The sequence below is a fragment of the Burkholderia sp. BKH01 genome (genome assembly GCF_025685725.1).
Taxonomy (GTDB): Bacteria; Pseudomonadota; Gammaproteobacteria; order Burkholderiales; family Burkholderiaceae; genus Burkholderia; species Burkholderia pyrrocinia_C.
Window position 1 is genome coordinate 114,864 of sequence record NZ_JAOTQT010000003.1, and the last position, 14,578, is coordinate 129,441.

Annotated in this window: 8 protein-coding genes; 4 read left to right on the plus strand and 4 right to left on the minus strand. The window is 66.9% G+C overall.

Features of this window, described 5'->3' with window-relative positions; genetic code table 11:
* The first annotated feature begins 30 nt into the window (after positions 1-30).
* A complete protein-coding gene (locus OEJ37_RS06170; RefSeq protein ID WP_263343851.1) occupies positions 31-3,396 on the plus strand; it encodes a GLUG motif-containing protein in 3,366 nt (1,121 codons plus the stop codon).
* A 589-nt stretch (positions 3,397-3,985) separates the two neighbouring features.
* Positions 3,986-7,090 carry a hybrid sensor histidine kinase/response regulator gene (locus tag OEJ37_RS06175; protein WP_263343543.1) on the plus strand — a complete coding sequence of 1,035 codons (3,105 nt, stop codon included), beginning with the start codon at positions 3,986-3,988 and terminating at the stop codon, positions 7,088-7,090.
* An 83-nt stretch (positions 7,091-7,173) separates the two neighbouring features.
* On the opposite strand, the gene OEJ37_RS35050 is transcribed toward OEJ37_RS06175, so the two are convergent.
* Positions 7,174-7,440, minus strand: a complete 267-nt coding sequence (locus tag OEJ37_RS35050; RefSeq protein WP_411859239.1) for a hypothetical protein — start codon at positions 7,438-7,440, stop codon at positions 7,174-7,176.
* Positions 7,441-7,714: 274 nt separating this feature from the next.
* Between OEJ37_RS35050 and OEJ37_RS06185 the strand changes: the two genes are divergently transcribed.
* Both OEJ37_RS06185 and OEJ37_RS06190 read left to right on the plus strand, forming a co-directional pair.
* Complete coding sequence (locus OEJ37_RS06185; RefSeq protein WP_263343546.1) at positions 7,715-8,383, plus strand: response regulator transcription factor; 669 nt, start codon at positions 7,715-7,717, stop codon at positions 8,381-8,383.
* 181 nt (positions 8,384-8,564) lie between these two features.
* Complete coding sequence (locus tag OEJ37_RS06190; protein WP_263343547.1) at positions 8,565-11,657, plus strand: hybrid sensor histidine kinase/response regulator; 3,093 nt, start codon at positions 8,565-8,567, stop codon at positions 11,655-11,657.
* A gap of 253 nt (positions 11,658-11,910) precedes the next feature.
* Here the strand turns inward: OEJ37_RS06190 and OEJ37_RS06195 are convergent, their stop codons facing one another.
* From OEJ37_RS06195 to OEJ37_RS06205, 3 genes are read right to left on the minus strand one after another with little or no spacing between them, the layout of a single operon-like run.
* Positions 11,911-12,162, minus strand: a complete 252-nt coding sequence (locus OEJ37_RS06195; protein ID WP_317891520.1) for an acyltransferase family protein — start codon at positions 12,160-12,162, stop codon at positions 11,911-11,913.
* Positions 12,159-13,301: a hypothetical protein gene (locus tag OEJ37_RS06200; protein WP_263343548.1), complete on the minus strand. Its 1,143-nt coding sequence runs from the start codon at positions 13,299-13,301 to the stop codon at positions 12,159-12,161. The genes OEJ37_RS06195 and OEJ37_RS06200 overlap by 4 nt, the downstream gene beginning before the upstream one ends.
* Positions 13,291-14,574, minus strand: a complete 1,284-nt coding sequence (locus tag OEJ37_RS06205; RefSeq protein ID WP_263343549.1) for a polysaccharide biosynthesis protein — start codon at positions 14,572-14,574, stop codon at positions 13,291-13,293. The genes OEJ37_RS06200 and OEJ37_RS06205 overlap by 11 nt, the downstream gene beginning before the upstream one ends.
* Between the last annotated feature and the right edge of the window lie 4 nt (positions 14,575-14,578).

The following is a 14,578-nucleotide window of genomic DNA, read 5'->3' on the forward strand; positions in this document are numbered from 1 at the left end:
TTTATAAGGCAGATTGAAGAGGATACCAAAATGAACAAGGCCTATTCACTGGTGTGGAATGAAGCACAGGGTGGCTGGTGCGCAGTCGGGGAAACGGCGCGCCGTCGCGGCAAGTCGGGCAGTGGCAAGCGCCTGCTCGCGGCGGGCGTGTCGCTGCTGGGGCTGGCGGCGGCGTCGGGAGCATACGCGCTGCCGACGGGCGGCGAGATCATGTCGGGGCAGGCTGACATCGCGAAGTCGGCGGACAACAAGACGATGTCGATCAACCAGCACACGGACAAGCTGATCACGAACTGGCAGGACTTCAGCGTGGGCAGCGGCGAGCGGGTGTCGTTCCGGCAGCCGACGAGCCAGTCGATCGCGTTGAACCGGGTGGTCGGCGCGAACGGCAGCCAGATTCACGGCCAGCTGGACGCCAACGGGCGCGTGTTCCTGGTGAACCCGAACGGCGTGATGTTCGGCGCGGGCGCGCAGGTGAACGTGGGCGGTCTGGTGGCGTCGACGCAGAACCTGTCGGACGCCGATTTCCTGGCCGGTCGCTACCGGTTCGCGGGGACGTCGGGCCAGTCGGTGGAGAACGCCGGAACGATCACGGCGGCGGACGGCGGCAGCGTCGCGCTGCTGGGTGCGCGGGTGTCGAACACGGGCGTGATCCGTGCCCAGATGGGTCGCGTGGCGTTGGGCGCGGGCAATGCGTTCAACGTGAACTTCGACGGCAACGGGCTGCTGAACCTGCAGGTGGAAGGCGGGGCAGTGGACGCACAGGCGCACAACGGCGGCCTGCTGAAGGCGGACGGCGGGGAAGTGCTGATGACGGCGCGCGCGGCAGGCGATCTGCTGGGTTCGGTGGTCAGGAACAGCGGCACGATCGAGGCGAAGGGCCTGAGCAGCCGCGCCGGGAAGATCACGCTGGACGGCGGCGACGTTCAAGTCGGCGGGAAGCTGGACGCGAGCGCGCAGGATGCATCGACGGCGGGCGGCACGGTGACGACGCGCGGCGAGCGCGTGGCGGTGTCGCGCGACGTGCAGGTGGATACGCGTGCGGCGTCGGGCCGTACCGGCCTGTGGACGATCGAGGCGGCCAACGCGTCGGTCGGCGGTAACGCCGATGTGGCGATCGACGGCGAGACGCTGTCGCGCAACCTGGGCACGACGAACGTGGCGCTGACCAACACGTCGGGCGACCTGACGGTGGGCGACGCGGTGAACTGGGCGAGCGACAACGCGCTGACGCTGACGTCGAAAAAGGGCAGCGTCGACCTGAATCAGTCGCTGACGGCGAGCGGCGCGAACGCGGGCGTGACGATGAACGCGGCGCAACAGATCCGCGTCGGCAACAAGGTGACGCTGACGGGCGAAAACGCGAGTCTGGCGCTGAACTCGGGCAGCGGCCATACGCTGACGGACGACGCCGTGGTCACGCTGTCGGGGCGCAATGCATCGTTCTCGGCGAACGGTGAAGCGTATCGCGTGATTCACGATCTCGCGGGGCTGCGCGCCGTCGACGGCGACATGAAGGGCCGTTACGTGCTGGGTAACGCGATCAATGGCGGCGGTTCGCAATTCCGCAGCCTCGGCGGCGATCGTGCGGCGTTCGGTGGCGTGTTCGACGGCCTGGGCAATACCGTCCGCAACCTGTCGGTCTCGAATCCCGACAGTGCGGTCGTCGGGTTGTTTGCGGTCAACAGCGGCCGCATCGCCAACCTCGGGCTGGAGAAAATCACGGCGCGTGCGCCGGCCGGGTACACGAGGTCGCCGGTCAGCGTCGGCGCATTGGCCGGCTACAACACGGGTGACATCACCAACGTAAAGGCGAAAGATGTCGTGGTGACCGGTTATGGCCGCGCGATCCTCGGTGGTCTGGTCGGCAGCAACCTCAGCGGACGGATCGATCGCGCTTCCGTTTCGGGCCGCGTTGAAGGCGGCAAGGACGCGCTGTACGTCGGCGGTCTGGCTGGCGAAAACCGCACGTCCCTTTGGCCGGACTATCGCGACGCGACCATCAGCAACAGCCACGCCGACGTAACGGTCATCAGCGGGGCGAGCGGCGTCATCGGGTCGGGCGGCGATACGGGCGGTCTGGTCGGGATCAACCGGGGCGTCATCACGGCGTCGACGGCAGCGGGCAGCGTCAGCGCCCTGGCCCGCGGCGCGCGCGTCGGCGGCCTCGTCGGCTTCAACGAAGGCGGGGACAAGGCGGGGCGCATCGAGGCCTCTTCGTCGACCGCGAGCGTACGAGGCGGTCATGACGCGACGGCAGGCGGCCTCGTCGGCTACAACGCCGCGTTGATCGAGGCGTCCGCCGCGACAGGTGACGTGATCGTGGGCGACAACAGCACGGCGGGCGGCCTGGTCGGGGAAAACCGCGGCAAGATCGCCGCGTCGACGGCTGGCGGCAAAGTCGTTGCGGGTGCATCGGGTGTGGTCGGCGGGCTCGCCGGCGTCAACCGTGCGACGATCGTGGCGTCGACGGCAAACGGCAGCGTTCAGGCGGGCAACGCCGCGGTGGCAGGCGGGCTCGTGGGGTTGAACGAAGCCACGATCAGCGCCTCCACTGCGAACGGCAACGTCTCGACGGGCGCCGACAGCCAACTGGGCGGCCTCGTCGGCCGTAACAGGGGCGATGCCGAGATACTCGCATCGAGCGCACATGGCAGGGTGGACGGGCGTAACAACGTGAAGGCTGGCGGGCTCGTCGGCTCGAACCTCGGCAAGGTGGACGGTTCGTCGGCCGACGGCGCGGTCAAGGTCGGCGCGCAGAGCCAGGCAGGCGGTCTCGTCGGCGAAAACCACGGCACCGTGGCCGCCTCCTCGGCGGACGGCAACGTATCCGCGGGCATGGACAGCATCGCAGGCGGGCTCGTCGGCATGAACTTCGGCAAGGTGGCGAGCGCCCGCGCAAGCGGGGCCGTGAACGTCGCCGGAAGCGGGGGCAGGGCAGGCGGCCTGGTCGGACTCAACTGGGGCAGCGTGTCGTCGTCGAGCGCGTCGGGCGACGTCGTTTCGGGCGCCGGTAGCTACGTCGGCGGCCTGGTCGGCCATAACTTCACGATTGCATCGATCGATGCGTCCGACGCCTTCGGTTCGGCGAAGGGCGGCGATGGCAGTTCGGTCGGAGGCCTCGTCGGCAAGAACGACGGCAAGATCGCGGCGTCGTCGTCGTCGGGCGCGGTGTCCGGCGGGCGCAATGCACGGCTGGGCGGCGTGGCAGGCGAAAACTTCGGCAACGTCGATTATTCGAACTCGAGCAGCCTTGTTGCCTACACGGCCGGCTACGACCAGCTCTATGGCGGGCTGGCCGGCGTCAACTTCGGCCGGATGCGCGGCAATGGCGTGAGCGGAAACGCGGCGGCGGTGCCGCTCGCGGGCCGCAATTTCGGCTCAATCCGGAACTGATCGGTCCCGTTCCGGGAGGCTGGGTTCGTTGCAGTGACGCCCGCCTCCCGGGCGCGTCGCGTTGTCGCGACTTCGATCCGACGCCCGTTCGGCATAGGTGCCGGACGGGTTGGCCGACCGGCGATGGCGGCACGTGCGCCATCGCCGGTTCGGTCTTCGTCGCAACGATGCTTTTCAAGGGTTCTTCACGTCGATCCGCGAAGAACCCTTTCCTTTGGCGGCGAGCCGGGCACGGCCGGAAAATCGCGGGGCTGTCGGTATTCAGTGCCGTCGTTAGCATCAAGGTAGCCACGCGACCGGGCTATCCCAAAAAATTCCAGCCAATTGTGTCGCCTGAGCGGCTAACCCGCCGAACGATCTGTCAACGCAACGCGAAACGACCGACCCGGATTTACCGCGTTAAAGTTCGTTCAAGTCCGAAAGTGCTGAGCCTTTCGATTTGACGTGTACGAAATGGTTCGTACGATGCGGACACCCCGGCGGGCCTTTGGCATGATCGGAACTCCCCTTTTTCCAAGTGTTTCCCCTGACGATCACGGATGTCGGAACAGCGTTGTTCCGGCTGCGTTCGCGATCGTCGCCGCGCGCCATGTCGCAGAGCCCGCTTCAATCCCTTCGTCGTTACCAGAGCATTTCGGTGTTCGGTGGCGGCATCGTCGTCACCGTCCTTGTCCTGATCGCTTGCGGTCTCGGGATGGCGTCGATCGTCTCGGGCTATGTCGAGGGGGCGCGGCGCAGCTACCTGAACGGCGTGGAGCAGACGCTCAACGAAATCCAGGTGAGCGAAACCTCGTTCCGCAACGGCGTCGCGAACGCGCAACTGATCTGGCAGGAGGCCAGCGATGTGCCGGCGGCGGTCGTCGATGAATTCTTCCTCAACGACCAGCGCGTCGCGACCCGTCCGCATCCGTCGCTCGTCGTCGGCGTGCCCGGGCAAACCGGCGATCGGGCCGAGGTCGCGCGCTATCTGTCGCTGTCGGTCCTGCTGGCACGCATCTGCGCGGCCAGTTCGATCAATCGCGGGCGCACGCTGGAGGGCTACCACTACAGCACGCGCACCGGTTTGTTCGCGCTGATACCCCATCGGAACCGCGACGATCCGGCGCTGGTTTCGCCGGAAAGCCGCGCGCGCGTGCTGGACGCGCTGCGCGTCGATTTCGAGCGCCCGTATCCAGGCATCGCCGATGCACGCCCGCACGTGCGCTGGCTGGCGCCGTTCACCGATCCCGTGTCGGGGCAGCCGCGCATCCGGCTCGCGGCCGAGGCGCGCGACAACGGCAAGCCGTTCGCGGTGCTCGTCACCGAATATCCGACCGATTACCTGCTGTCCTGGCTCGCCGACTATCGCCCCGAAGGCATGTTCTACATCACGACGGCCGATGGCCAGCTCGTCACGATGGATCCCACGGCGGGCGAAACCGGCCGCGTGGAAAGCCTGCTGAAGCTGAACCCGTGGCGGGGCGGCGCGTCGTCGTCGAGCGCGCCGGTGTTCCGGGACGGCTTCCTGCTGTTTCACGGCAAGCTCGAATCGACGGGCTGGACGCTTGCCTATGCGCTGTCGTGGACCGACATCGCGGCCGGCGTCGCGCGCTCGGCCGGTACGCTCGGCGCCGCGACGCTACTCGCGCTCATGGTCATGTGGGGTTTGCTGCTGCGCTTTCATCGGCGAGAGTTCGTGCCGCTCTACGCGCACTCGCAACGCGTGTTCGACAGCGAAGCGCTGTGCCGCAGCGTGATCGAGATGGCGCCGATCGGGCTTGGGCTGATCGCGCGCGACGACGGGCGTTTCATGCTGGTGAGCCCGGCGCTGACGGACATGGTCGAGCGCATGGGCGGCGACTATCACGCGCTGTCGAGCCAGGTGGTCGACGCCTGGCAGGCGCGCGGCGATGAGGGCGGCGTGCAGCACGACGACCTGCTGCTGGGCGACGTGCAAGCCACGCGGCAGCACCTCGAATTCATTGCGTGCGGCGCTCGCTATCAGGGCACGGACGTGCTGATCGCCGCGGTTGCCGATGTGACTGCCAAGCGGCAGCTCGTGCAGCAGCTGGAAGAGGCCGTGCGCGCGGCCGATTCGGCCAATGCGGCGAAATCGTCGTTCCTCACGGCGATGAGCCACGAGATCCGCACGCCGCTGAACGTGATCCTCGGCAACCTGGAACTGCTCGAGCGCTCGGCGCTCGACGCGGTCCAGCATGACCGCGTGCACACGCTGCGGGCGTCGGCGACGAGCCTGCTCGCGCTCGTCGGCGACATTCTCGATTTCTCGAAGATCGAGGCCGGCGCGATGTCGGTCGAATCGATCGAGTTCGACGTGATCGAGACGGTCGAGCGCGAGTTGAACGCGTTCGCGACGATCGCGAAGGCGAAGGGCTTGCAACTGTTCTGCGAAATCCATGCGTGCAGCACGCAGCAAATGCGCGGCGATCCGACGCGGCTCGCGCAGGTGCTCCGCAATCTGGTGAACAACGCGCTCAAATTTACCGATACGGGCCGCGTGACCGTGCGAGTTGCTGTCGTCGCCGGGGGGCACGACGCCCCCGAATTGTCGATCGAGGTCGAGGATACCGGCATCGGCATCGCCGCCGAACATCGGTACAAGTTGTTCAAGGCATTTTCGCAGGTCGACACGTCGATCACGCGGCGTTACGGCGGCACCGGCCTCGGGCTTGCGCTGTGCAGCCGGCTCGTCGCTGCGATGGGCGGCCGCATCACGGTGGAGAGCGAGACGGGCGTCGGCAGCCGTTTCAAGGTGCTTCTGCCGCTCGGCATGGACATCGTCGCGCTCGACCGGCCGCGCGCGGCTCGCGCACACGCGCTGGCGCTGATTGCCGCGCATCCCGAATGGTGCGATTTTGTATTGCCGCATCTACATGCATGGGGATTCGACGTCAGCGTGTACGACAGCCCGTCGAGTCTGCCGGCCGGCATGGCACGACGCGGCGCGGTCGTGCTGTTCGGCGATTCGGACACGTGGTCGCGAGCGGATCTGAACAGCCTGAGCGATTGCGCACCGCTGATTCTCGCGATACCCGACGGCCCGCTCGAACCGTATCGCGCGGGCGACACGGTACGCGTGTCGAGTTACTCGCTCCGCGGTTTGCGCGCCGCGTTGGCGCTCGGCGGCCAGATGGGCGATGACCGCGGGATCGATGCCGTGTCGGGCGACGGCCCGCGGCGTGACGCTTCGCATGCTCGCGATTCGGCGACGGCCGCAACGTCGCGCGACGCGACCGCGCACGGCAGTCGCGCATTGCGCGTGCTCGTCGCAGACGACGAAACCATCAACGGCTCGATTTTCAGCGAGCAACTATACGCACTCGGCTGCACGGCAGCCGAGGTCGGATCGGGGCGCGCGGCGCTCGAATCGCTGGCCAGCGACGACTGGGACGTGCTGCTGATCGGCGGGGATCTGCCCGACATGCGCGCGCACCAACTGGCCGAGGCGGCACGCGGCGTCGATGCCGCGTGCGACGTACTCGTCGTGACGTCACATTTGACGCCCGAAGGCATGCACCGCTGCACGACGGCCGGTGTCCGGCGCGTATTGACAAAGCCCGTGACACTCCAGCACTTGCGCGGCGCGCTTGCGCATGCATGGCAGCGACGGGCCGCGACGTCGGCGCAGGACGCATGCGTGGCCGCTTGCCCGGCGGGCCAAACCCATCATGAAACGGAATTGCATGACAAGTAACCGACTGCATCGAACGTATCAACGCGTATTCGAGACAACAACAACGGCAGGGTGCCGACGCACGTCGCGCGGCAGATTTCAAATCAATACTGGAGGGGAACATCGTGCGCCATGTAGGGAAGATATTCGCACTGTTGCTCGATTTCGCCGCACTTTCTGAGAAGTCTCGTCGGGAATTCCTGACGATGATGAACGAGTTCTTGCTCATGTCGCCGGTTCAGCGGCGACGTACGCTTATCGAGTGGAAACATAGGGTGGATGGCAACCCGCATGACCTGCCCGGCGATTCGAACCGCCAATAGCGCGCCGGGTTGCAGCACGGCCGCGCTACGCGTGAGCGCGGCCGGCATCCCGTAACGGCGCCAAGCGGTCGTGCGCTTCGGCAAATCTGCGCGGCGCGGTCGCGCGGACACGTCGTGCGCGTCGCGCGCGCTGACGCCGGCGCACACCGTCCGCCGCGTGGCCCGCGCCGATTGCAGGGCAAACCGGGATTTATCTTAAAATTGAGGCACTATTTGTCCGGTGCGCCGAATACGGCCAGCCATCGACACGATGGCGCGAGCATGCTCCCCGTTGCGGCGGGGGACCGGATGCGTGACTGAAAAGCCTCGGGGAAACAGGAACATGGACGAATTTTTTGTGCGCGTGATGGTAGCCGACGATCATCCGGCGTCCGCGCTCGGCATGTCGCAGGCGCTGCAAGGCAACAGCACGATCAAGCTCGTGGGCACCGTTTCGAACTCGACGGACCTGGTCGCGGCGCTCGACGCGCAGCAGAGCGATGTGCTCGTGCTCGACTATGTGATGCCGGGCGGCAAGTACGGCGACGGGCTCGTGCTGCTGTCGTTCCTGCAGCGCCGCTATCCGGCGCTGCATATCGTGACGATCACGATGATCGACAATCCGAGCGTGCTGCGCGCGATCCACAAGCAGGGCGTGAGTTGCATCCTCAGCAAGTCGGACGCGATCTCGCACCTGATCGGCGCCGTGCATGCCGCGTACGTCGGTGCGAACTACATGTCGCCATTCATCAAGCAGGCCCTGCAGGACGTCGAATCCGAGCCCACCACTCGCGCGCTGACGACGCGCGAGATCGAGGTTGTCCGATTGTTCGGCGCCGGCTACACGGTGGGCGAGATCGCCGCGCAGCTCCATCGCAGCAAGCAGACCATCAGTTCGCAGAAGTCGAGCGCGATGAAGAAACTCGGGATCGTTCGCGACGCGGATCTGATCCGCTATAACGATGAGCAAAAGCTCGCGGGCGCGTCCGACGGCGATGCGTTGCCGACATGACGATCGCGGGGGCTGGCTGCCGCTCCGGATCGGCTTCGGGCCAGATGCCGCCGAAGTGACGCATTGCGCGTGGGCCGACGCCCGCGGCGCGACGCGGTTACTTTGCTTTTCAGGACGCCGATGCGCCGGTATCGGCGAATGATGCGGTATTCCCCGCCGCGAGCGACGAGATCGATAGAACATGCCTGCAAAGCTGAAAAGACTTGTATCTCACGCCGCCGTTGCGGTGCGCAAGCCATTCGATCCGGGGCGCGTCCGGCGGCAGCAGCAGTTCCTGCTGTACGCAAGCGGCGCGGCGATCTCGGTGTTCATTCTGGTGTGCGCGGCACTCGTTCTGCTGCTCGACGTCCAGGAGTCCCTCGAGCGTTTTCGTGTCGAGTTCATGGAGCGCAAGGCCGGGCTCGTGGCCGAACTGGAGGTCATGAAGGCATTGCAGAATCGCTATGTCGGCGACATGGAGCTGCATTGGGCGAGCGTCGCCGAAAATTCGCCGAGCCTGGCTGGGCCACTCGAGGGCAAACGCGGCAGGCAGATATTCGTCGGGCAAACTGGGCGAGTGGCGATCGCCGCATTCGCCGACATCCCGTCGACGGATGCGTCGAACACTCATTTGCCCTACCTCGCGCGTTTTTTGGAACCGGTCGAAGTGACCGGCGTCCTGCCGCCGCCGCAATCGGCCGATCCGGGGTTGTCCGCTTATCTGATCGATCCGAACGGCGATTTTCTCATTGCGACGGGGTACCCGCTGGCAAAGCGAGCACTCGCGCTGCCGGCCGGTTTCGACATTAAGGCGCTGATCAGGCAACTGCGGCCGAAGAACGACGGCGAGTCCGTGCCGGCGACGCTCGCCACCGCTCCCGGCAGCGACGCGATCGTGCTTGATCGGCGATTCGATCCGGTGCTCGGGCGCTCCTTGCTGCGGCTTGTGAAAGGCGTGCATGGCGCGCACGGCGGGCTGGTCGCCTCGTTCGTCATCAACAGCCGGCCGCAGATCGACGAGATGCTGCGTTCGCCGGAAGCCGGCAAGGACTATGCGCTCATCGATTCCGCGGGCAATCTCCTGATCGGCCGGCAACCCGCCAGCACGATGGTGGCCCGCGCGCTCGAACTTGCCCGTCAGCAGCGTGACTGGAAAACGGCCGCACATCGCGTCGGCGTGAACTTCCTCATCAGCGACCGGATACCGGAGTCGGACGAGGTCGTGATGGCGACCTTCTCGTGGCGCAGCGTGCTGAGCGACATCGCGCTGAGCCTGAGCGTAACGATCGGTTGCGGGCTGTTCGCAATCGGGCTGCTGTGGGTTGCAATCGTGACGTTCGACAGGCGGGCGCTGCGCCCGGCGAATCGGCGGGCGATTCGCCTGATCGAAAGCGAGGCGCTCAACCGGACGCTGATCCGCACGGCGCCGGCCGGGCTCGTGCTGCTGTCGTTCGTCGACGGCGAAGCGATCGTGCGCAACGACGCGCTGATCGCGTACGAGCGGGACGTGTCGGGCGAGCCGCTCGGCAAGCGCTTGTGGCGCGCGTACCGGGACGGCGCGCCAGCCGGCAACGCGCGTGGGCGCGTCACGCGAGAGCTGGCCGTCGAGCGCGCGGGATCCGGCACCGTCTATCTCGACGCGCACATCGTGCGCACCCGGTATCGCGGGATCGACGTGCTGCTGTGCACGCTGCTCGACATCACGGCCCGCAAGCAGGCGGAGGAGAAGCTGCGCGAGGCGAGCGAAGCCGCCGAGCTCGCGAACAAGGCGAAGTCGACGTTTCTCGCGACGATGAGCCACGAGATCCGCACGCCGCTCAACGCGATCATCGGCAACCTGGAATTGATGGAGCGCGCACAGATGGCGGCGCCGATGCGGCGCCGTCTGGGGACGATCATGTCGTCGTCCGATGCGCTGCTGCGCGTGATCAACGACGTGCTCGACCTGTCGAAGGCCGAGTCGAACCAGATGGTGCTCGAAAGCATTCCGTTCGACCTGCGTCGTGTCGTGAACGACGTGGCCGCGATCTTCCGCCCGCTCGCGGATGCGAAAAACCTGGCGCTGACGTGCCGCATTGCCTCGGATCTCGCCGACGGTTACGTGGGAGACTCGACCCGGCTGCGGCAACTGGTCTCGAACCTCGTCAGCAACGCGATCAAGTTTACGAAGCGAGGCGGCGTGACGATCGACGTGCGGCTTGCACAGGCGGGCTCGGCCGGCCGTGGCGTCGAAATCGCCGTCAGCGATACGGGTATCGGCATTCCTCAAGACAGCCTGCCGACCCTGTTCGACGTCTATGTCCAGACCGATGCGTCGATCTACCGGCGCTTCGGCGGCACGGGGCTCGGGCTGCCGCTGTGTCGGCGCATCGTGACGCTGATGGGCGGCGAACTGAGCGTCGACAGCCGTCTTGGCGAAGGCACGGTTTTCGTGGCGGCGTTGCCGCTGCCCGAAGCGCCGTCCGGCTGGCGACACGAAGCGCCGGAACCCGGAACATTCGCGGATACCGCGCGCGGGTACGAAGCAGACGCGGAATCCGAAGCGGGTGCGGAGGCTGGCGCGGAGGCCGACGATGACGAACCGCTGCGCGTGCTCGTTGCCGAGGATCATCCGGCAAGCCGTGCATTGCTGCGCGACCAGCTCGACGCGCTGCGCTACGACGCGACGATCGTATCCAACGGCATCGAGGCGATGCGCGCGTTCTTCGAGCGGCCGTACGACGTCGTGCTGACGGATCTGGGCATGCCGGAACTCGATGGCTTTGCGCTCGCGAACTTCCTGCGCGAGCAGGGCGCGCGCGTGCCGGTGATCGCGATGACGGCGCACGCGACCGACGAGGATCGCCGGCGCTGCGAACAGGTCGGCGTGGCGGAGGTCGTGCTCAAGCCGCTGTCGATCGAGACGCTCGATGCGACGTTGCGGCGGCATGCGGGACGCGACGCGGTATCGCCCGCACCGGCGCACGAGCGAGTGCTGGTCGCGCCCGCGATGACCGACGAAGTGCGGCGTACGCTGCACGACGCGACGCTGCATTCGCTCGCGGCGATCGGCGACGGGCTCGCGAGCGGCGACGCCGATACGCTTCGCATCGAACTGCATTCGATGCGCGGCGGCTTCGCGCTGGCGGGCGACGCCGGCGCGCGCGACGCGTGTGCACGCGCCGAACACGCGATGCGGGACGGCGGTCCGGAAGCATTGAAATGCGTGTGGGATTCGACCGAGGAAGCAGTACGGCTGGCACTCGGACGGCTGTTGGCGGATGACGAGCCGGGCTCGCGCGTGGCGGGAAAATAGGCCGGAGTATCGATCGTCGGTTCGAAGGTGCCGGGCTTCGCGCCGTGCAGCGCCTTTTCGACATGCCTGCACCGTCCGGGCAAACGTAGTCACGAACGCATGGCTCGGCCCCTCGCTGCAACAGTCGCACGAAATGTCGTGGAAGGATTCTGTCGCCCTAATTGATCATTTGGACATGCTGGCGATTCGCGTCATTTGCTCGGACGGATCGGATTTCAGGTTTAGTATTTATCACGTTTCTATAGGACGTCCTTTAGTTTTCGCCCCATATTCGTTTTCGCACCAACCCTGGCACGATCCGGATCAGGCGCTTCACGAGGAAATCGCGCCCATCGTGCGGCGCGACGCACGACATGATGAACCCGCTGATCACGAAGAAAACGTCGACACCGGCCTGCCCGGGCGGCAGCACGTGCAGGTGATAGGCGACAACCGCGAGCGCGGCGAGCGCCCGCGCGCACTGGATGTTCAGGTAGATGGGCTGGCGTCGCGTGTTCGCGCTCACATGCCCCCCCGGACCGAGCGTCGCGAAGGCAAGGTTGCGGACGGTGGCGCGTCCGCTTCGACGCCGCTTGCGACGACGCCGCCGGCGCCCGGCATGGACGCCGGGCGACCCGGCCGGCGTACCAGGCGCGCGACGCCGGCGAACTGCATCGCGCACAGCAGCGACACGCTCGACAAATGGCGGGTGTAACTGCCGAGATCGGGCTCGAACAGCATCGACACGGCGACATGGCCGATGACGAGCGACGCGAGCACGTCGCAGGCTAGCTGGCCTTCGCCACGCGTGCGACGCCACACGGCGGCCAGTGCGATCCAGACAAACCCCTGCATCGCGATTTCCTTCGGCCCGGGCGAGAACAGCACGGGCAGGTTCAGCCGCAGCGTCGCGTACAGGTAATCGATGCAGAACGCGAGAAACGACGTCGGGGCGACCGGATTGTGGAAGCTGGTGCGCGCGCCGTACGGCGAACCGTACGCGAGGTAGTCCGCGGCCATGTCGCGCGGATGCAGCAGCAGGTAATACGCGTCATTCGGCAGCAGCACGAGCACGAGCGGCGCGGCGAGCGTCAGCAGCGTCCTGCGGCGCCACGTGCCGCGCCGGAACAGCAGCACGGCGAGCGCGATCACGAGAATCAGCGCGAAATAGCTGCGCACGATTGCCGCATAGGCGCCGTACAGCACGACCGCAGCCGCGATCGCGACGAGCGCCGGGCGGCGTTGCGCGACCCTGGCCAGCACGATCGCGATCAGTACGACGAGCGTGTCCTTGCTCGCGACGAACAGGTTGAAGAACACGCAGGGCACGAGCAGCACGAGGCTCGCCGCGAGCGAACCGATGCGGCGCCCCTGCGCGATCATCAGGCAGATGAACAGCGCGCCGACCGCGGCGGTGAACGCGTGGGTGCCGCCGATGCCCAGCATCGCGTAGAGCTTCGCGACGGCGTCGAACGAGGTGCCGTCGTAGCTGCTCGATCCGCTGATCTGGCTCTGGATCTTCTCCGCGTCGCGGAACACGTATTCCGGCAGGAACGTGCCGGCCTTCGCATAGACGATCCAGTAGAGCAGCACGGCCAGCGCCGCGATCGCGCGGGTCAATCCGCGGCTGAGGATCGGCCCTGCGTCAATCAGCTTATGCAGCATCGGATACGCTCCTCCGGATCGCGCCGGCCGCGTGGATTCGCTCGCCGCGCGGGACGATCGTCGCCAGCGCGGCGACGATCGCGATGCTGGCCGTCAGATGCGCGAGTGCCGCGCCGGTCGTGCCGTAACCCGCGATCAGGTACCACGCGGCCGGCACGCAAACCACCGCGACGCCTGCCATCGCCAGCATGACGGCGACGCCGGCCCGCAACGCGATCGCGGCCGCCCACAGCACGTCGACGGCCGCGCGCAGCACGAACGACGCGAGCAACACCGCCAGCAACGCGACCTCGTGCGCGCCGGGCCGTTCGTTCGCGAGCCGGAACAGGTCGTCGTGCACGATCAGGATCGCGACGGAAAGCAATGCCGCCAGGCCCGCACTTGCCGCCACCGCACGGCGAAGCCGACGACGGAATTCGGCGGGATCGACCGCGAGCACGCGCACGAAACCGGGCGCGGCCGTGGCGACGACCGCCGCGAATGCGACCGTCTGCACGCCATTGGCGACCGACCACGCGAAAACATAGCGGCCGAGCGCGTCGGCATTCACGTGGCCGCTGGCGACGAAGCGTTCGGCATACTGCAGGATCGACAGCAGCCCGCCTGCCACGTAGAACGGCAGGCCGCGCAGCCAGACCTCGAACATGGCGCGGGCCGCCGGCGCGCGCGCGATTTGCCCCGCGTGGCGGGCCCGGCGCGCAAGCACGCCGATGCGTTGCCACGACACGGCCACGACGCACGCATTGCACGCGAACCACAGCGCGCATACGGCTTCGATCGAGCGCACTGCGCCGGAAAGCAGGCCGGCGCATGCGATGCCTGCCCATGCGCCGGTGCGGACGAACAGCAGCAACGAGCCCATGCGCGGGCGGTGCAGCGAAAACATCCATGCATTCGTTTCGAATGCCGCGTGTTCGGACAGCGCAACGAGCAGGACGCACCAGAGTACGCGCGTCGACAGGCCGAATTCGCCGGCCGGAAAGACGGCGAGCGATGCGATCGCGAGCGACGTGCAGGCCAGCAGATAAAGCCCGCCGAACAGGGTGCCCAACCTGCGCGCCTCGCCGATCGCGGGCAGCGGGTCGCTCGCGCTCAGTCGACGGTTGAGTTCCGTGCTGAAGCCGAGCCCGAGCACCTTCGATGCGACGACGGACACGGCGACCGCGAGCCCGTAGACGGCGACCGCATCGAAGCCGAGCGTGCGCGCGATGACGATCGTCAGGCCGAATTTCAGGCCGAGCGCGGCGAATCTGAGGGCGAGTCGAATGAGCATGGGC

Excerpts from the sequence above, each read along its gene's own strand:
- OEJ37_RS06170 (WP_263343851.1), top strand. The coding sequence starts at position 31 with ATGAACAAGGCCTATTCACTGGTGTGGAATGAAGCACAGGGTGGCTGG.
- OEJ37_RS06175 (WP_263343543.1), top strand. The coding sequence starts at position 3,986 with ATGTCGCAGAGCCCGCTTCAATCCCTTCGTCGTTACCAGAGCATTTCG.
- OEJ37_RS35050 (WP_411859239.1), bottom strand. The coding sequence starts at position 7,440 with ATGCCGGCCGCGCTCACGCGTAGCGCGGCCGTGCTGCAACCCGGCGCG.
- OEJ37_RS06185 (WP_263343546.1), top strand. The coding sequence starts at position 7,715 with ATGGACGAATTTTTTGTGCGCGTGATGGTAGCCGACGATCATCCGGCG.
- OEJ37_RS06190 (WP_263343547.1), top strand. The coding sequence starts at position 8,565 with ATGCCTGCAAAGCTGAAAAGACTTGTATCTCACGCCGCCGTTGCGGTG.
- OEJ37_RS06200 (WP_263343548.1), bottom strand. The coding sequence starts at position 13,301 with ATGCTGCATAAGCTGATTGACGCAGGGCCGATCCTCAGCCGCGGATTG.
- OEJ37_RS06205 (WP_263343549.1), bottom strand. The coding sequence starts at position 14,574 with ATGCTCATTCGACTCGCCCTCAGATTCGCCGCGCTCGGCCTGAAATTC.